The organism is Paraburkholderia sp. Ac-20336 (assembly GCF_017105025.1).
Lineage (GTDB): Bacteria > Pseudomonadota > Gammaproteobacteria > Burkholderiales > Burkholderiaceae > Paraburkholderia.
The window spans coordinates 58,018-77,373 of sequence record NZ_JAAGPS010000003.1 but is presented as its reverse complement, the minus strand read 5'-3'; the positions used below and the strand labels follow the sequence as shown (position 1 = coordinate 77,373).

Sequence of the window (19,356 nt, the reverse complement as noted above, 5' to 3'; positions counted from 1 at the left end):
TCCTGCTGACAATGATTGGTTCTCGCTAGACTTCGATCTCAATTTTGCTAGCCGGTATAGCCTGACAGGCGAAACACATACCGTCCTCCTCTGGTCCATGCCCCCCCATGTGGTCAACTTTCCCCGACACAACACGAACCGCACAGCTTTCACATTGTCCAACTCGACACCCGCTGGGCATTGAGATTCCCAAGCTCTCTGCGAAAGATAGTAAGCTCCCCTTCTCCGAGGACCACTCAGCGCACACATTTGAGCGAGTAAATTGGACAGTGAAGTGCTGTGACGCATCCAGGTTAGGCTTGGAAGGCGACTTGAAAGCCTCCTTGAAGATGTCGAAGGAGGGAACGCCGCGATCGGTGAGTCCTGTAATAAACGCCTCCATCATCCGATCGGGACCACACAGATAAAATCTGGCTCGCCTTTGAATCAAGTCTTCGTCGACGTCTTTTGCTGTCAAATAACCCATAAGGTCATAATCAACGCCTGCCGTTTCTCCTTCTGGCTGGTTATAGCAATCAATCACCTTGAACTGCGACAAGTGCCCTTTTAGTTCGGCCACCCGCTCTCGGTAAGCGTGGGTGCGACTGTTCAGGTTTGCGTACAGGAGCAACGTCTCCGGCGCATCGGGGGAGTCCTTGACCGACTCGAGGTAGGAGATAAATGGTGTTATGCCTATTCCGCCGGCAACTAGCACAATCGGTTGCCTGCAGGTCAATGGCAACGTAAAGATGCCGCTTGGTGAGCGTACAGAGACGCGATCTCCAACTTTGAGAACGTTATGGATGTAGCTTGACATTGCCCCTTCAAAGGCTTGCCCGTTTCGAGCTGTTCCGCGTTGATGCCGCACGGAAATACTGTAGGTTTTCCGATCGGGTTCGACGGCCGGACCGACAAGAGAATACGCCCGGGTTGTTCCCTCTTCGCCAAGCGACGGAACTGACACGGTGATGTGTTGCCCTGGCAAATAGTCCGGCAAAGAACCGCCATCCACGGCTGCTAAAGTAACCGTCCGCACCCCACTTGCTTCTGCCTTGATTGAAGCCACATAAAAATCGCGAAATCCTTGCCACGCTCTTCGCATAACGTCATACGAAGGATCAAGATCGATATTGCAAAGAATACTTCGCAGTGGCGAGGAACCACTGATAGGGTCTCCGGCCGTGCCGTCCGCCAATTTGTTGAAGTTGCTGTTCCCAGGCCCTCGAACAGCCATTGCCTCCATGCCAATCTCGTCGCATGATTGCCACCAGCCATACTCGGCGACGATGACATCACGAGCTAACGCTTTAATCACACGCGCACGAAAACGAGCTGAACCATTAGTAGAATTTATTTTTACCCAATCTCCGTCTACGATTTTTCGCTCTTCAGCTAGTTCAACGCTTATCTCCACGACTGGATACGGTGCTCGCCGGCGAAGGCTAGCCAAGCTTCGATGTTGACTGTGGCAGTAGTATCCATTTTTGATTGAAGTAACGATCAATGGATAGTTCGCATTATTCTCTGGTGTCGGGTTTTTATTAGGAGGGACATACGCGGGCACTGCTGGATAGCCATGTCGCAACAGTTTTTCGGAATAGAGTTCAATGCGTTGAGTTTCCGTATCAAATCCGCGCAAACCGTTTTCCGTCGGAAAAGCGTACTTTCGCTCATTCTGAACCAACGGCCGTATAACACCTTCTGGTACTCCTCGGAGAGTACCGATGTCTAATCCGAGCGGAGCAAGCATATGATTCCAGCCTGCTTCGACATTGCCTTCATAAAATTCTTTTTCCAGCCCTATTCGTTTTGCAAGGTCGAAAACAATTTCGTAGTCTCCCCGACTCTCGCCTCTGGGAGAGACCATCCGCTGCCGAAGCTGGATTAACTCAACCGCTCTGTCATTGATCTCGAAGCCGAAACGCAACGCCTCTCGTTCCCACGGTGTGTTCACGGGAAGGAATATGTCGGCATACCGAGACGTTGGCGTTTCGAAAAGGTCACAGTGCACGTGGAACTCCAACGAACTCAACGCCTCGTGCGCCGAATCCGCATCAGCGTGCGAAGCGAGCATATTCGTTCCAAAAGCAAAAAGCCCTCTAACCTGGTAGGGCTCTCGGCAGATAATGGCTTTATAAACATCTCGAGCTGTTACCCAACCGTGCGCTGCAGGGCCAATAGGACGATCGCCCAAGCCGAGCGCTTTGGCCGCCTGCAACGGATCAAGCAAAGAGAAAGCATTTATCCTGTTATAAGGCTGCTGGGTGAGCACACGGTTCGACCCTCGCGTGTCGAAAGCTCCGGTCAACGCGTAAAGTGTGGCGATTGCTCGTTCGGTTTGAGTGGCGTTCGTATGCTGAGCCACGCCCGACCAGGAGTGGTATGCAATTCTTTTACCTGGTTTCAACATGCCCGCAACAGTTAGCAAAACAGCCCGCTCAACCCCGGTTATTTGCTCAACTGCGTCGGGCGTATAACTTTCCAGAGCGTCCCTGTAAATCTGAAAGGCCGGAACGCACTGGACGAAAATTGTCCGCCCCTTCGGATCGATTGTTCGTATTTCATACGCCCCCGTGATAGCGAGATCGCCTGGCGATTGTTGAAGTTCAGAAGCGACCGGCATGCTCCATCCCTTCAGAGCGTTCCATGCCATGTAACGATTTGAAGACGATCCCGGAGAAATGTCCCGTTCGCGAAGAAACATTCCGTTATCAGACCGGACGAGCAAGGGACCATTCGTCCATTTTTTTACGAACTCGTAGTCCACATTGCCAATCTCAATCATTCGGCGGGCTATGCCGAGCGCAAGAGCGCCGTCTGTACCCGGGCGCACGCGCATCCATGCATTCGCCTCTTTCGCTAATTCCGTCGGGCGTGGATCTACAACGACTAGCGAAGCACCAGCGCGCCGTCCACGTCCTATCGCATCGGCCTGAGCAAGCCATGTGTTGGTCGGATTCGTCCCCCAAAGGACGATAACATCAGCATACTGATAATCTGCTGTAGGAAGTCCGCATCCAAATGTAAAAGCATGCGCAAAGTCTTTGTGCCAGTTGCATATTTCCGTTGCGTAGCAGATGTTCGGACTTCCATAAGACCAGATGAATCGCTCCACCCAGTCAATGCTGTCGCTCATTGGCGTACCGCTAGGCGTGCTTACACCGAACACCATTGACTCCGGTCCACTCTCCCGCTTGAACTGGAGAAGTTTTCCGGCAATCTCTGTCAGAGCTTGTTCCCAGGTGATTCGCATCCAACCTGGATCGCTCGACCCTTTGGGCGTTGTGCGCCGCATCGGATAAAGCTTTCGATTAGGGCTATGCACGAGTTCAGGTGCGGCCTTTCCCTTCATGCACATTGCGGAGCCGGTCGGATGGTCCGGGTCCGGACGAACCTTTACCAGCACATCGTTCTTCACGGTGTTTATCGTGCCGCATCGCGATCTGCACAGCGTGCAATATCCTTTTTTTTCCTCTACTTCCATCTTGCCCTTCCTTCGCTATTTCGAAGAAATCCTATCTAGTCACAATTTGATCGCCAAATTCATATTTCTAATCTCCTGATATCGTTTTTTTCAATATCGTTTGTTGTATTCTTCTGTGACACTGGTCGTCGGCCTCATTGAGTTCGCGCCAGGGTCATTGGAGGTTGCACCTTGAGCACTCATATCACCCTTAGACAGATCGAGTACTTCATCTCCGTCGCCGACACGGGTCAGATCTCGATATCTTCCAGCCTATGCAATGTGTCGCAGTCGTCCATGACAATCGCGCTCCAAAAATTGGAGGAGAGCCTGGGAGTAGAGCTTCTTTTAAGACATGCAAAAGGCGTACGGCTAAGCGACGCCGGAGAGAGATTTCTCCGCCATGTGCAACAAGCCAGCCGCTCGGTTGAAGATGCCGTGTCAGCTGCGCAGGAAGTTCCAGTGCAGATATCTGGCCGCGTCAAGGTTGGGATGACGGATACGATCTCCGCATATCTCCTACCGTCGCTCGTCACATCGCTTCGTCAGCGGTTTTCAGACCTGGATATCGAGGTTGTCGAGCGATCACGCGAAGATATCGAAGAGGCTCTCATACACGACAAATTGGAATTGGCGCTGCTGTTAGTATCGAACGTCGCGCCAGCCGACGAACTAACCTTTGAGGTCGTTCTCCGCTCGCCGAGACGCCTTTGGACAGCACCCGACCACCCGCTGCAGGCAGCCGAGCGCGTCACACTTGAGGACGTTGCAAAAGAAAGATTTCTGCTGCTCGACATGGATGGGCATATAGTAACGGTCAACAGGTACTGGGGACATTACGGACTTGCTCCACAAGTCCACATACAAAGCCGTTCAATCGAGGCGGTTCGCAGCCTGGTTGCTGTGAATCACGGGGTCACGATTCTCTCTGACCTGGTGTATAGACCGTGGTCGCTAGAGGGACGTCGCATAAGCCGCCGCGACATTAGCGCTGAGTTGCCGACGATGGATATTGGCGCTGTTTGGCGGAAGGGTCACTCATTAAGCCCTCAGGCTCGGGCATTTCGCCACCTGCTCCGGTCCTGGAAACCTCTGTTCAAGGTTTAAACGTGCTGTTCTCTGGCCGAGATGGCGCGCCTATGCGATCAGCAGGCCGCATTTCAGCGTGACACGACCACCGGAGCGGTACAACAATGAGCACGAACATCAGGGGCGATAGTGCTACGTCAAGACGCCTTGGCGTACCTTCCTCGACTCACTCGAACTCGCCAGGGGGAAACCGATTCCTCACTGAATCGCATTCCTTACTTCGCTTCTCCGACTACCTGTCAGGTCCGGTCCAGGCTAATACATGTCATCCGACGACAATCACGGGAGCACCGCGCAGCGCAACCGGGTGCTCCCTTACCACGAGTTACGCTACAACCGCAGCGCGCACACGTTCGACGATCTGATTGTCCCTGCCCTGCACCAGCGGCATCACGACGAAGCCGAATTCGATCTCCCTGTAGTTATCGTTCTTCAAACCTAGTTCCGTCCCGCCCTGCTTTTCGGTAACGGGAGGAATCAGTTCCTCGCGCGGCGCGTAAGCAAAATCATTCCAGATCAGGGGATCACCTTCGATGTTGAACTGAGTGGTCAACTTGCGATAGCTGTCCGAAGTGGCAAAGAAATGCAGGTGCGCAGGGCGATTTCCGTGGCGACCCAATGCGCCCAGCAGCCTCAATGTGAGGATGCAACGTCGGCGTGGACTGGAGCACGCCAGGTGAAGCCAATGATGACGCCGAGTACGCAGAGCGCGGCGATATACCAGGCGGGCGCCATGAGGATGCCCTGCCGACCCACCATGTACGAGGCGACTGCCGGTGCGGTGCCGCCGAAGATCGCGTAGGCTGTGTTGTACGACAGTGCAAAACCCGTGAAGCGGACCTCGGGCGGGAAGCTTTTCACAATAATGTACGGCCCGAGCGTAATGGTACCGATCAGGAAGCCGCCGGCGATATAGAGCGGCCAAACCGCGCTACTGCCGGAAGTCAGCGCGAAGTAGAAGGCGCCCGTCACAACGAGCATTGTAATGCTGCCCAGCGCGTACGCCTTGCCGCCGCCAATCCTGTCCGCGACCCAGCCTGCGATCGTGCTGCCTATGATCAGTCCCAGAATCGACCACGAGTTGTTGGTGAATACCGCTTTCGCTTCATAGTGGAACTGCGACTGCAGGAAGGTCGGTGTGTACAGAAAATACAGCACGAAGATGCCGGAGAAGACCCATGTGGCCAGCAGCGATACAACGATCGCACCACGATGATGTTTGAGCACGACCGACAGCGGCAAACGCGAGTCAGCGGCACGTTTGGCGCGCAGCGCTTCGAAGACGGGCGTTTCGTGCAGGTAGCGACGCAGGTAGACGGAGATCAACCCAAAGACGCCGCCCGCGATGAACGGCATGCGCCACCCCCAACTCCTCAGGCTCTCCGCATCGAGATTGCCCATCAGATATTTGGCGCTCAACGCACCCAGCAGGATGCCAGTGCAAAGACCCGACATCAGCAGGCCACACGCGAGACCCACGCGGTCACGGCGCACGTGTTCCGAGCAGAAGATCCAGGCACCCGGAACTTCCCCACCAACGGAGAGGCCCTGAAGGACGCGGCACAGCAGAAACAGCAGTGGCGCGGCCATGCCGAACATCGTATAGCTGGGCAGCAGGCCAATCAGCAACGTGGGAAATGCCATCAGGAACAGGCTGAGTGCAAACATTTTCTTGCGGCCGATCCGGTCGCCGAAGTGGGCGAAGAAGATACCCCCGATCGGACGAACGAGGTAGCCGGCGGCGAAAATACAGAACACCTCGAGTTGGGCAAGCCATTCCGGTGTGTGCGGCGGAAAGAACACGGTAGCGAGTAGCTTCGTGAAGAATACGGCGACGATGAAGTCGTAGTATTCGAGTGCGCCGCCGAGGGAAGCGAGCCCTAGCGTCTTGATGTCGCGCCAGGACATCGACTGCCCGCCCAAGGCAGCCTCATTCGGTCGTACAGGGGTAGTACTCATTCGTTGCCTCCAAACACATGAAAGTTGACGCCTGGCAAAACTGCCACCCCTATTGATCAGCACACTGATAAATAGGGTATAGAACTAGCCCACTAACGAATCCTCGGGTCGAAATGCCTGCGTGACGCTTCTCTTATGTTGACTCTTAAAACCAAGGGAATCTCAGCCGTTAGCAACGGCCCGCCAACTTGGCTGTAAAATAATCAGCGTACTGACAGATAGGTTTGTATCCCGAAAAAAAAACGAATGCAACAGGAGTTCCCCCAGGCCGTCCCGTCAAGGACTGCAGACGGCGTGTCTGCAACCCAGGCGCGCACTACGCAGCCTGCCATGACGCAAGCGCCACCGACTGCCACCGCCAGACAACAGTTACACTTGTCCTGAATGACAGGACTCTTTGAAAAGGATGAATATGGGTACAGTTACGGAGAAAAAGACTGCCGTCGCGGATTCGGCGATTGAGACCGGTCACCTCTGGCAGCGTCCGGGCTTCCTGATCCGGCGCCTCAATCAGATCCACGTCGCACTGTTCTTTGAAAGCTGCAAAGACTTCGCGATTACGCCGGTTCAGTACGGCTTGCTCACAACGCTGAGCGAGCGTCCTGGGCTCGACCAGACCTCACTCTGCGCCGAAGTCGGCGTCGACCGCACGACGATGGCCGACGTTCTCCGGCGCCTGGAAGAACGGGGACTCGTCAAGCGCGAGCCTAGTCCCGCTGATGGACGCCAGAAAATCGCCAATATCAGCAGCAAGGGGCAGCGCGTCATGAATGACATGTATGAGAGCATGCGCGAAGCTCAGGTCCGATTTCTGGCTCCTTTGGACGCCAAGGAGCGCATTGAATTCATCCGGATGATGATGCAGCTGGTCGAAGGCAACAACCAGTATGGCCGCACATTACTCAAACACTTCGACTGAAAATGTGGCGTCCTGGGACGCCATATTTCCGCTCTCAAAACCGATGCAATATCCCGACTCGCGTCAACAGTTGCCTGTCGTTGCTCGACGCACTCGACACTGCCATGATCCATGCCTGCGGGTCGTTGTCGCCACTCACCTTCTGATACACGGCTTCTGTATAAAGTACCGTGCGCGTGGACAATGCATATCGAACGCCCACTGAGAACTGGTTAGCCTTGTCGCTGGCAAGCACGGCATTGCCTTTCATCAATTCGTAGTCTCCACCAACTGAAAGTGCCGACGTAATCTGGTAGTGCGCACCGATCTGATATACGTTGATGGTTGCGTTGTTGGCTGTGTTTTTTGTGTTCGTGTACAAGACGTTAAGCGCGGCCAGACCGAATTTGTATTCGGCGCCGGCCCCGAAATTTCGTATCCCTGCCATGCCGTTCGCAAGCTGCGCATACCGTTGGTACGTATACGCCACACCCGCGGAAAAAGGCCCATTGGCATAGTTAGCGCCGAAACTCTTACCGTCGTTCTGCGCGATCGCGCCAGGCACACCGCCAAAGCTGTAAAGCATGCCGGCTGAGAATCCATAGTACGTTGGCGTCGTGTATTTCACCGAGTTGGAAATGGCGGTGCCCGACATGCGGTCGAAATTCGCGTTCCCTGAGGAATTTCCCGGAATGTCAAGGCCCGAAAATGGTCCCTCCCGAAAACCGTACAATCCCGCGATGTAGATCGAATTGTCAAAGCGCAGCAACGAGTCAATCATGAAGTCGTACTGTTCTCCAAAAGTCAGTTTCCCGTACTGATCGCTCGACAGACCCACATAAGCGTTACGGCCAAAAAGTCCGCCGCCGTTCGTTGGAAAAATTGCGCCGGTTCCGAGATTGAACTGGTCGATCAATTCAAATATTGCCTTGTTACCGCCGCCGAGATCTTCCGTGCCGCGCAGGCCCCACAGGTTCGGCATCGCGATGCCGTTATCCATCGTGTAGTTATGGCCGCCCTTCTGATTAGTGACTATTGTGACCCCCGCATCGAGCGCACCCCAGAGTTGCACGGAAGATTGTGCGCGCGCCGGAATGGCGGCCGCAAGAGTACACGCTGCTGCAGCAACGGCCCATGAATTTCTCATCGCCAAACCTTATATGCAAGATTGTACGAAGATCTCCGTTACCCAAATGAACAGGATAAATCTTCTCTATTTATTAAAATATGAATTACTTAGAAATGTCCCGGCGAAAAGTTTCTGGAACGAAAAGCACACCGACTATTAGAGAGAGCACCGCAATCACAATCGGATACCACAGGCCAAAGTAGACGTTTCCGTTCGCTACGGCCATGGCCGAAACAACGAACGGCAACATCCCGCCGAACCAGCCCGATCCTAGATGGAACGGAAGTGACAGCGAGGTGTAGCGGATTCGTGCGGGGAACAATTCAACCATGAATGCCGCCATCGGACCGTAGACCATCGCGAGATACACAATCAGCAGCCACATAAGGAAGATGACCATGGGCGTATTGATCTGCGCCGGGTCCGCATGCTGCACCCACCCAGCGGCCAGCAGCGCATTCTCCAGCTCGTGCCGATCGCTGCCGTGCACGGTGACGTCGCCAATAGTGGTATCCGCCGACTGCCCTGGTTGCAATGGCATCTGCTGGTATGAAACGCCCGATGCACTCAGGAACGAACGAATGCGGTCGCAATCCGTTTTCGGTGCGGCAAACAACGAAAAGTGGCAGTCATCTGCGTGAACGATGACAGGTGAGTTTTTCTGGAACGCCTCCAATTTCGGATTCGCGTAGTGGGTCAACGCGTGAAAGATTGACTGCGTCGTTACGGCGAGCAGCAGGCAGGCTGCCATCATGATCCACTTACGGCCAATGCGGTCGGAGAGCCAGCCGAAGATCAGGTAGAACGGAAAAACGCACACCAAGGCGATGGCCAGATAGAGATTCACCGTGTTGGGAGCGACCTTCAGCGTGTTCTGCAGAAAGTACATCGAGTAAAAATGACCAGTCCCAAACACGACGCCGACGCCGGAGGCGGTACTGAACAGCATGATGAGCACGTACTTGAGATTTTCCCAGCTGCCGAAGCTCTCGCTGATCGGAGATTTCGACAGTTTTCCCGCATGCTTCATACTCTGGAATGTCGGCGACTCGGCTAACTTCGTTCGAAGGTAAACGGAGATCACCAGTAGCACGAGCGAAACCAGGAACGGCACCCGCCAGCCCCACTCCTGAAACGATGTACTGTCCATGGCGGACCGGCACGCGCTGACAACTGCAATGGATGCCAGCAAACCCAGTGTGGCAGTCGTTTGCAGCGAACTGGTATACAAACCCCGACTCCTGGCTGGGGAATGTTCAGCCAGATAGGTAGCCGCCCCACCCGTTTCACCGCCCAGCGCAAAACCCTGCAACAGCCGCAGGCATACGAGCAACAGCGGCGCCAACATCCCGATCCTTGCGAACGAAGGAAGCAGTCCCACACCCACTGTAGCGACACCCATCAGGACAATGGTCGCCATGAAAGTATATTTTCGACCGATCCTGTCGCCGAGCCGGCCGAAGAACAGCGCGCCGAGTGGCCGCACGAGGAAGCCCGCACCGAATGTCGCGAGACTGGCCAGAAAGGCCGTGGTCTCATTTCCACTGGGAAAGAAGAGCGTACTGAACGTTCCCGCCAGGGCGGCGTAGATATAGAAGTCGTACCATTCGAGTAACGCCCCAAATGAGGACGCGATGATAAGCGTAAATTCGCGACGCGTGACAGCGTGCCGCGACGGCTTCGACGTCGAGATATCCATTCCCACTCCTGGTTGCACGGCTTTCTCCGCATATATATTTAGTTATACATAATTATTTAAGGATGATCTGGCATAACCAGACCAGTATTGATGCACGCTTCGATTCGAAAAGCGCTAGCGATCGGCGCCGGGCGCGCCTTATCTGACGCGCCCTTCTGCTTCGGCCCCGGCTACAAATTTCCAAGGACTCTGAGTGCTTCGTCCCGGGTCATGACAGCGGCGTACTTCTGTGCCATATCAAAGAGGTTGGCCTCGTGCGGAGCGATGGCACGGTCGCCTACGCAATCTGAGAGCACGAACGGACGGAAGCCGTACTGCATCGCGTCCACTACGCTCGAGCGCACGCAGCCGCTCGTCACCGCACCGGCGACCGCCAGCGTCTGTACACCGCGCTGTGTGAGCCACGCAGCCAGTGATGTGCCGAAGAACGCCGACGGCACCGTCTTGCGCACCACCAGTTCACCCTCACGCGGCGTGAGTTGCGACACGATGGCGCTGTTGTGCGTGTGCTCCTTCAGTGTGAGCAGACCCGGCACCTTCAGCGTAAAGATGTTTTCGTCCGCATCGTCGTCAGCGAATACGATACGCGTATGGGCGACGGGCCAGCCGCGCTCGCGCGCATGCGCCAGCAACGCAACGGTGCGCTCGATAGCTGGCGCGATGTTGCCTCCGCCAAACACTTCGGGGTCGGCAAAGCCGTTGACAAAATCGACGATAAGGAGGCCCACCGGCGCCTTCGGTTCAAGCGTCGAGCCGAAGCTCTGGCGCTGGTATGTATCAAGTTCATTGGACATGCTGATTCCTCACTTATCCAGCACCTTGCCATTGCGCACCACTGCTTCACCATCGAGGAACACATCGCAGTGGCGCAGCGGAATGTCGATGTGGCAGGTAGTTGTGCGCTTGCCACCCGCTTCGTTGTTCGGTCCGAGCGAGAACAGGAAGTTGCCCTCGAAGGCGCGCGCATCCATACCGATGGTTGCCTCCCGGTCATACAGCCCCAACGTTGACCAGTGCGCGCGTGGCTGCAGCCCCCAACCGATGTGCGAGATGGCATACGCCTCGGGGTCCTTGAAGGTACCCATGTACTCCTTGAGCAGATCCGCGTCCATGCCGCCTTCAATGCGCGTAGCAAAGCCGTTCTCGACAGTGAGCTCGATCCGGTCCTGCACATAGCATTTTTGCGGCAGCAGGATGTCGCCGCGGTCGATCACAATGCGCCCGTAGGCTCGCCCTTCGTCGGGAAATGTCAGTGCAAAGCCGCTGGGCCAGTGATCCCACCGGCCCGGCGTGTCGACAAAGCCGTACTCCGCGATCGCCTCGAATTCGCCTATCGGACAGTGGAAATCCGTTCCGGCGGCCGACACGATGCGCATCTCTTTGGACCGATTGATGTGGGCCTGGGCAGCCAGCACGCGCTCGCGGTCGGCCAGACTTGGCACTAGCCGTGTCAGCACTTCAGGCGGCTCGACCGCGAGCAGAATCCTGGTGCCAGTCTTCAGAATGTCGAGCTGCTCCGGCGAGAACAGCAGCGTCATCAGGTCCAGGACGAGGTCGCTCGCCTTGAGCGCGGCTATCGCCGCGGGGTTGCCCGTGAGCGGTGTCGTGCCAAGGTAGGCAAGCGAGTCGCGGCTCAGCGCCTTTTCGCCATTCACCGGCGGCAGGTCCAACCGGTTGACGATCGCACCCATCGACTGCGTCGCGATCAACGCGGTCGAGAGCGTTTGCGGATGGGTAGCCGCGCTCGTCAGAATCGTGACAGTCTGGCCCGCTTCAAGGCGCGAGAGTGTCAATACCTGCTTCCACGCCTCAACCATCTGGTAGTCGCTGACTGGCATCGAGTTCTCCTTAAAAAGGGGCGTCAAGCCCGAACGGTGGCCAGACTCGGCAGAGGCGTGCCCAAAAAATCACCGAACGCACGATAGAAACCGGGCTCGTCGTCCCACGGAATCATGTGGCCGGCGTCGGACACGTGCGAGTGCTCGAGTTGCGGTACCAGCGTACGGATCTCTTCGACGTCTTCGGGGCGAACCACGTCGCCACGCCCAGCCGTCATCAGCAGGACGGGTATGCCGATGTGCGGCAGGTCCCCATGCACGTCGTCGGTATGGAAGCCCTCAAAGCTCGCGATCACGGCGCGCTCGTCACACGTGTGCAGCCACTCGGCGCGCAGTTGGCGCTGCTCATCGGTCCAGGTAGGACAGAACGCACGCATACCCTCAGCGTCTGTGCCTTCGCGCGCCAGGCGCATCGAATCGACGTACCAGGGCAGCTGTGATGGATACGAGCGACGGGCCGGTCCGGATACGGGCGGGTCGAGCATGACCAGTCGCACAAGACCGTGCGGCTGCGTGCGCGCGGCGCGTGCGCCAATGCGGCCGCCCATCGAGTGGCCCACTACGCTGTAGCGTGTCAGCCCCAGCGCCTGAGCGAACGCGACCAGGTCCGCAGCCTGCGCATCCAGGCTGTAGTCCAGTGAGTCCGATGCCGAAGACAAACCCCGGCCGCGGACATCGAGCACATAAGTGTCGAACGTCGTGCCGAAGTGCTCACCGACGAAACCCCACGTTACAGCCGGGCTGGTGATGCCCGGCACGATGATGACAGGGTCCCGGCCGGCACGTGCGTCGGTCGCACCGCCGTAGCGCAGGTAGTGCTGGCGGATTCCGTTCGCGTGAACGTTGCCGCCGTAGAGAAATGTGGATGTTTTGCTCATGCCCGTCTCGGAGTCGTTAAGCGTCAGCACATCAGTAGGCACCAGAGAGCAACGCGCCGGCACCCGGCACTACGGCTTCCAGACCGAGCTGTTTGAGCATGGCGTAGGTCGTCGCAATCGAGGCGGTGATGACAGGCTTGCCCGTCATCGCTTCGACCTTGGCTACGGCCGGCAGCGAGGGCATCTGCACGCATGCCGAGAGCACGATCGCATCGGCGTGCGTTGTGTCCATCCGGGAAACGATGCCCGGCAGCAGACCGGGGTCGTGACGGCCGACCTCGAGGTTGTCGGGAATCTCGAGGGCACGGTAATCGAGCACCTCGTAACCTTCATTACGGATGTAGTCGACCACCAGCTCGGTGAGTGGCTTCATATACGGAGCCACTACCACAATACGCTTTGCGCCGATCACCTTTAGCGCATCAACGAGTGCGCCAGCGCTAGTGATGACCGGTGCCGCCCCACCATTCTCGACCGTACGCTCATGCAGTCGTTTCTGCGACACGCGGTGGTAACCGTGGCCCATCGCCATGATCGCAACCAGACACGCATAGCCAAGCACGTCCACGCGCGCGTCGCTGAGTTCCAGCGCACAGCGGTCCGACTCCGCGTCCATGGCGGCCAGCTCCTCCTTCACCACTTTCTTCATGCGCATGCGGCTGGAGTGGAACGTGAAACGCTCGGCACGGATCGTCTGGCGCGCGAGAAACATCGACGGAATCTCTGTCTCCATCGTCGTGTTCGAACTCGGCACAATCTGACCAATTCGGTACTGATTCGTCATTGCTACTCCTGGATAAATTTAACCTGATGTTTTCGCTGCTCGCGGTTAAAAAACCAGCGTCACAGCTTGAAGATACGTTCGGCATTGCCGTGGCAAACGAGATTTCTGACTTTCTCGTCGAGTGGCGCCTGCTCAATGAAATCGGCGGCAATCGCGGTGGATTCGTACGGGTAGTCCACCGAAAACATCACGGCCTCCGGGCCCATTTCCCCAATTGCACCAAGCAGAGATGGAGCCGAGCAAACACCGGAAGTGGTAATCAGGATGTTTGTTCCGATGTACTCGGAAGGCGCGCGTTCGAGACGAATACCGTGCGAGTAAACAGCGAAACGGCTATCAAACCTCCAGCGCAGGTAGGGCAAGCCCTCACCCATGTGGCCCAGAATGACTTTCAGTCCGGGGAAGCGGTCGAAGACACCGCCGAAGAGAAGGCGCAATGCATGGCTGCTGGTTTCAACACCCCACCCCCACACGGCACCCGCCAGTTCTGGATGGCCGTCGAATACCTTTGGCGCCACATACGCATCGGCAGGATGCAGATACAGAGGCACATCGAGTTCCTGCATCCGCTCCCAGAAAGGGTCGTAAGCACGGCCATCGTAGTACGTTCCCAGCGTGTGCCCATTCACCAGCGCGCCCTTAAAACCAAATTCCCGAACCGTGCGGGTCAACTCGTCAACGGCGCCATGAGGTGTGTGCATCGGCAGCGTGGCAAACCCGCCAAACCGCGTCGGATGCCGCGCAATCTGTTGTGCCAGAAAGTCATTGCTTTGCCTGGCGCGAGCAACTGCCAAGGCCGGGTCAGTCTCGCCCTGCACACTCGGCCCACTCTGGGACAAGATGGTGTAATCGATCCCGGCGCGGTCCATCTCGACGATCCGCTGCTCGTCGAAATCCGCAAGCCGGGCCGCAAGATCGGCGAGCACGTCCGGCTCGATGTGCTGCGTGAAGCTTTTTGAGTAGCCCTGGAAGTCAGGCGTTGAAAAGTGCTCTTCCAGGGCAATCTTCCGAATCCGTTTAGTCACGACAAACTCCCATTTTTTAATCAGCATGCTGACAATAAAGGGGCGAGACGGCGTGCTTGACACGCTACGCCCCCGATCTTCCGCTATCGTTGTGACAGCATTTATTCGCCTCGGCCAAAGAGCCGTTTCATACGACCCCACAGGACACTCCACACCAGACTGCCGACGTTGAATCGGGTCTGCAACGTTGCGGAGTCCGGCACGTCTGCGCCGCCCAACTGCGCGGTAATTCGCATACCGAAGTCAGCAATCATCCGTCGCACAAAATCTTTAACAAGCCCGGAACGGGAAAATTGCGCGAGCGGTCCTTGCAGCATGTATTCGAGCGTGACCGCCACTCGTGTCTGCGTCCCGTTCGCTTCATCACTCAACGCGTAAGTCACGTCGCCGTTCGCCTTCGAGCGGCTGATGTTGTCCTGGCCGGCTCCACGCATCACGGCCCGATGCGCCGCGTCATCACGTTCAAGGCGTGCAGCACCGGCAAAATTCGCCGACATCGGCCCAAATTTGATGGCGATCTTGCCTTTCACTTTTTCAGCATCGTGCTCGATCAGTTCCGCCCCTGGCAGACAGCCGGTGACGGAGGGAAGGTCTCCCATAAAACCCCAGACCCGCTCAAGCGGAAACGGCACGACGAAACTGTCATCAATTGCCGTCCAGCCTTTGCGCTCACCCGCCGGCTGGGCAGCAGAAACCGGCGATGCCGCGCTCGCCTCTTGCGGCGCGCGTTCCGAGGAAATCGACGGGGCAGCCGCCACTGCTGCAAATGTCTGGAATGCACCGGTTTCCTGCGTCGCCGCTTGTCGAACTGGAGCAGTGGGAACGGTGAGGACGTCAGCGATCGGATTGTCTTTCAGGTCGCCAAGTACCGCTTTGATGGCGTTGACGATACCCATGTAGCCGGTGCAGCGGCACAGATTTCCGGACAGCTCGAGACGAATGCGCGACTCATCAGCGTCAGGAAAACGGCGCACGATATCGCGTGCCGTAATGAGCATGCCCGGCGTACAGTAGCCGCACTGCAGGCCGTGATGCACCGAGAAAGATCGACGGATGCGCTTCATCAGTTCATCGTCGTCGAACCCTTCGATCGTACGCACCTTCTGGTGGTCGCAAGCGACCGCGAAAGTAATGCAGGAACGCACCGGTTCGCCGTCGATAAGGACGGTGCACGCGCCGCACACTCCGTGCTCGCACCCCAGGTGGGTACCGGTCAGATTCTGGTTATCGCGCAGGAAATCGCCCAGATGCGTGCGCGGCGCAACCTCGCCGCGTATCGCCCGGTCGTTGATGGTGAGTTCAATGACAGACATGGAAATTCCTGTTAACGCGTTAACGCGCTGATGAACCGAAGGTTTGTGCAAGACAGCGCTCAACCGTGGCGGCGTGCATGGAGCGGTCGATAGCGTCCGCATTCGGCATCGCGTTCGCCACACCTGCCGCAATCGCTTCCGGCGTGGCAGCACTTGGGCCCTGCTTCGCGATTGACTGCGCAAGCGAGTCCAATGCAGTCGGCGGGCCATCAAGCGCGCCAAGGATCACGCGGGCCAGGCCGGTTTGCGCGTCAAACGCCGCAGCTGCGCTTGCGTGGGCGAACTCGCCAGTCTTGCGGCAAAGCTTGTAATAGCCCCAACGCAGGGTGCTCCCGATTTTTGGCAACAGAACCGCAGAGATAATCTCGCCGTCGTCAAGCAGCGTTGTAAAGGCGCCCAGCATGAACTCACTGACGCGCACGTGACGCGTACTGCCCGCCTTCGCGAGCTCCAGCCTGGCGTCGAGGGCCGAAAGCGCCAACGGCCAGTCCGCTGCGGGGTCGGCATGCGCCAGACTGCCGCCGATGGTTCCTCTGTTACGAATCGCGCGGTACGCAATACCCGAAGCGACATACTGCATAAATCCGTTACGCAAAGGTTCGTACTTCCCGTCCTCGATTTCCGCGTGAGTAATCGCCGCGCCCACACGAACCACATCGCCTACGACAGTGACGCCGCGCAATTCGTCAACATGTGACACATCGACCACGCGCGATGGCCTCGCCAGGCGGAGATTCAGCATCGGCCCCATCGACTGGCTACCGGCAATCGGTTTCACGCTCGTCGCCGAATCACCGAACTCACGTAACGCGTCAGACAATGTAGCAGCGCGTACGTATTCAAAAGCGGCGGCCTTCATCAAATCACCTCGTGAGCATGTTCTGCTTCTGCCTTGCCGTGCGAAGCCGCTTTGGCCGCTTCAATCGCGGCAAGCAGCCGTCGCGGCGTGAGAGGTGTCTCGCTGACGAGTGCTCCAATAGGGCTAAGCGCATCGTTTACCGCATTGAAAAGCGTGGCGGGGGGTGCGATTGCACCGCCTTCGCCGACCCCCTTCGCGCCGAATTCCGTGTAGGGCGACGGCGTCTCCATATGAATGATGGTCAACGACGGCAACTCCGTCGGCCCGGGCAACATGTAGTCTGCGAGCGTGGACGTCAGTGGCTGCGCGTTATCGTCGTATAGCGTTTCTTCATAGAACGCGGTGCCGATGCCCTGTGCCGTGCCGCCGATGGTCTGGCCTTCGACAACCATCGGGTTAATCATTCGCCCGCAGTCTTCAACGATGACGTAATCCAGAATGTCGACGTGGCCCGTTTTTGTATCAACCGCCACGGCAGCCGCATGCGTCGCGTAGCTGAATGCGCCGGTATCGACCTTCGGCTTGAAACCCTGAGTTGCTTCGAGCCCGGTCAGATCCACGCCCGGCGGTAAGCGTTCGGGCCGCAGATACCACGCGTGACCGATCTCCGCGAGGGATACCCGTCCCGTTGCGCCAACCACCTCGCCGGCCTCGAATCGGACCGCGTCTTCCGGTTCACCCAGGATATGTGCGCCAATTTTGATCAGTCGCGGTACCAGTTCGCGGCACGTTGCCGCAACTGCACCACCCGCCATGACAATGCTGCGAGAGGCGTAGGTACCCGTGGAGTACGGCGTGAGAGCCGTATCGCCGTGCACGACCTTGATCTTCTGAATCGGAACGCCCAGCACTTCATTCGCGATCTGCGCCAATGTCGTTTCCATACCCTGGCCATGGGAATGGATTCCGGCACGAACCTCCAGACCGCCATCCGCTGTGATCCGGACAGTTGCCAGGTCGTAGCCTGGAACCACCGGCAAGCCCCACGACGCGAACACTGCCGTGCCGTGTGCCGATTGCTCCGTGAATGTCGCGAACCCGACACCGATCAGCCTGCCGTCTGGCTCACCCTCTTTCTGACGACGGCGCCATCTGGCAACATCAAGCTGTTCAGCGGCCCGCTTCAGACTCTTCTGGAAGTCGCCACTGTCGTAGTGCTTCTTGACAACGTTCGTATAGGGCATGTCAGCCCCGCGAATCAGATTGTCGTAGCGAACCTCCCACGCTTCGCGGCCGACTGCGCGCGCAATGGCGTCCATCGTCAGTTCGATCGCGAAACAGACGCCGGTACGTGCCACGCCGCGATACGGGAGGAACCCGGGCTTGTTGGTTGCCGCGCACTGGGTACGGCAGCGGTATCCGCTGAAATCATAGGGGCCAGGCAGGTTACCCAACGCCTGCCCTGTTTCGAGCCCAATCGTAAAAGGCCACGCGGAATACGCGCCGCCGTCAATCAACAGGTTACAGTCCAGCGCCAGGAGCCGTCCATTGTTGTCCGCATATGCGGTAAGTTCGTAGTGGTGCTGGCGCGTATTCGCACCCGCGATCAAATGCTCGCGACGGTCTTCGATAAAGCGAAACGGACGTTTGTAGGTGAGAGCAAGCCACGCAATGCAAAGCTCTTCCTGTTGAAGCACACATTTGTAGCCGAATGCACCGCCCACATCAGGCGAAATGACACGCACCTGAGCATGGTCAATACCAAGGCATTGCGCAAGCACCGTACGGATCATGTGCGGGACCTGGGTCGACGTAATGACGACCAGTTGCGCCTGCGTGTGGTCCCAGTAGGCCAGTACGGCCTTGCCTTCCATTGGGACCATGCACTGACGGGCCAGGTCGACCTTTTGTCTGACGACGACGGGTGCGTCTTTGGAGCGCTCGTCGAAATTGACATCCGCCTTCAGATCGAGGAAAAGATTGTCTGTCCAGTGGTCATGCACCCGCACGTCTGTGCGCTCGCGTGCTGTAAATGCACTCGCAAACGCAGGCAGTTCCTCCAGATCCAGCTCAACTTCCTCCGCGATGTCCTCGGCCTCGGCGCGGGAACTCGCGAAACACATTGCCACAGGTTCGCCGACAAAGCGGACTTTCCCGGAGGCGAGCGGCGGGTGCGACGAAGGCTTGTAGGTCGGCAAGCTGGAATCAGCCACGATGTCTGTCGCCGTCTGCATGTCTTCCCGCACAATGACCTGATCAGCGAAGCGTTCGGGCTTGCCGATGCGCTCGATGCGAGCATGCGCAAGTGGGCTGCGCAGGAACGCCACTTCCTGCAAATCAGGAAACGTATAGTCGGCAACGAATTTTCCCTTGCCATGCAAATGGCGCTCATCTTCGCGACGCCTCACGCGGGCGCCGATGCCGCCGCTTTCGATGGGCGCTTCCGTCGGTTCGGTGTGGCTCATATGCATCCCCCTGGTTTGTGGCCCGCTCTTGACATTCT

14 protein-coding genes and 1 pseudogene are annotated in these 19,356 nt (G+C 57.4%); 2 read left to right on the top strand and 13 right to left on the bottom strand.

Features of this window, described 5'->3' with window-relative positions; all coding sequences use genetic code 11:
- Nucleotides 1-25: 25 nt before the first annotated feature.
- Entirely contained in the window at nucleotides 26-3,463 is a 3,438-nt protein-coding gene (locus tag GXB81_RS02925) for a molybdopterin-dependent oxidoreductase (protein WP_205988329.1), read from the bottom strand.
- 171 nt (nucleotides 3,464-3,634) lie between these two features.
- On the opposite strand from GXB81_RS02925, the gene GXB81_RS02920 reads away from it, so the two are divergent.
- A complete protein-coding gene (locus GXB81_RS02920; protein ID WP_205988328.1) occupies nucleotides 3,635-4,549 on the top strand; it encodes a LysR family transcriptional regulator in 915 nt (304 codons plus the stop codon).
- Nucleotides 4,550-4,856: 307 nt separating this feature from the next.
- Here GXB81_RS02920 and GXB81_RS02915 read toward each other — a convergent pair.
- Nucleotides 4,857-5,165 (bottom strand): annotated as a pseudogene (locus GXB81_RS02915) (catechol 1,2-dioxygenase); the annotation flags it as partial.
- Complete coding sequence (locus GXB81_RS02910; RefSeq protein ID WP_167044750.1) at nucleotides 5,165-6,490, bottom strand: MFS transporter; 1,326 nt, start codon at nucleotides 6,488-6,490, stop codon at nucleotides 5,165-5,167. The pseudogene GXB81_RS02915 and the gene GXB81_RS02910, both read right to left, overlap by 1 nt.
- A 412-nt stretch (nucleotides 6,491-6,902) precedes the next feature.
- Here GXB81_RS02910 and GXB81_RS02905 point away from each other — a divergent pair, with 412 nt between their 5' ends.
- Nucleotides 6,903-7,409: a MarR family winged helix-turn-helix transcriptional regulator gene (locus GXB81_RS02905; protein ID WP_167044753.1), complete on the top strand. Its 507-nt coding sequence runs from the start codon at nucleotides 6,903-6,905 to the stop codon at nucleotides 7,407-7,409.
- A gap of 34 nt (nucleotides 7,410-7,443) precedes the next feature.
- Here GXB81_RS02905 and GXB81_RS02900 read toward each other — a convergent pair whose 3' ends face one another.
- The 10 genes from GXB81_RS02900 to GXB81_RS02855 form a co-directional block, all read right to left on the bottom strand.
- Nucleotides 7,444-8,535, bottom strand: a complete 1,092-nt coding sequence (locus tag GXB81_RS02900) for a porin (RefSeq protein ID WP_205988327.1) — start codon at nucleotides 8,533-8,535, stop codon at nucleotides 7,444-7,446.
- A gap of 85 nt (nucleotides 8,536-8,620) precedes the next feature.
- Nucleotides 8,621-10,216 carry an MFS transporter gene (locus tag GXB81_RS02895; protein WP_167044758.1) on the bottom strand — a complete coding sequence of 532 codons (1,596 nt, stop codon included), beginning with the start codon at nucleotides 10,214-10,216 and terminating at the stop codon, nucleotides 8,621-8,623.
- Nucleotides 10,217-10,386: 170 nt separating this feature from the next.
- On the bottom strand, nucleotides 10,387-11,010 hold the full coding sequence (locus GXB81_RS02890; protein ID WP_167044761.1) for an N-carbamoylsarcosine amidohydrolase: 624 nt from the start codon (nucleotides 11,008-11,010) through the stop codon (nucleotides 10,387-10,389).
- Nucleotides 11,011-11,019: 9 nt separating this feature from the next.
- Entirely contained in the window at nucleotides 11,020-12,054 is a 1,035-nt protein-coding gene (locus GXB81_RS02885; RefSeq protein ID WP_167044764.1) for a 2,5-dihydroxypyridine 5,6-dioxygenase, read from the bottom strand.
- Nucleotides 12,055-12,077: 23 nt separating this feature from the next.
- Nucleotides 12,078-12,932, bottom strand: a complete 855-nt coding sequence (locus GXB81_RS02880; RefSeq protein ID WP_167044767.1) for an alpha/beta hydrolase — start codon at nucleotides 12,930-12,932, stop codon at nucleotides 12,078-12,080.
- A gap of 31 nt (nucleotides 12,933-12,963) precedes the next feature.
- Nucleotides 12,964-13,716, bottom strand: a complete 753-nt coding sequence (locus tag GXB81_RS02875; protein ID WP_167044770.1) for an Asp/Glu racemase — start codon at nucleotides 13,714-13,716, stop codon at nucleotides 12,964-12,966.
- A gap of 59 nt (nucleotides 13,717-13,775) precedes the next feature.
- Nucleotides 13,776-14,768, bottom strand: coding sequence for an amidohydrolase family protein (locus GXB81_RS02870; protein ID WP_205988326.1), 993 nt, complete (start codon nucleotides 14,766-14,768; stop codon nucleotides 13,776-13,778).
- 74 nt (nucleotides 14,769-14,842) lie between these two features.
- On the bottom strand, nucleotides 14,843-16,060 hold the full coding sequence (locus GXB81_RS02865) for a 2Fe-2S iron-sulfur cluster-binding protein (protein WP_167044915.1): 1,218 nt from the start codon (nucleotides 16,058-16,060) through the stop codon (nucleotides 14,843-14,845).
- Nucleotides 16,061-16,073: 13 nt separating this feature from the next.
- Nucleotides 16,074-16,913: an FAD binding domain-containing protein gene (locus GXB81_RS02860; protein ID WP_205988325.1), complete on the bottom strand. Its 840-nt coding sequence runs from the start codon at nucleotides 16,911-16,913 to the stop codon at nucleotides 16,074-16,076.
- Nucleotides 16,913-19,318, bottom strand: coding sequence for a xanthine dehydrogenase family protein molybdopterin-binding subunit (locus GXB81_RS02855; protein WP_205988324.1), 2,406 nt, complete (start codon nucleotides 19,316-19,318; stop codon nucleotides 16,913-16,915). The genes GXB81_RS02860 and GXB81_RS02855 overlap by 1 nt, the downstream gene beginning before the upstream one ends.
- Nucleotides 19,319-19,356 lie beyond the last annotated feature (38 nt).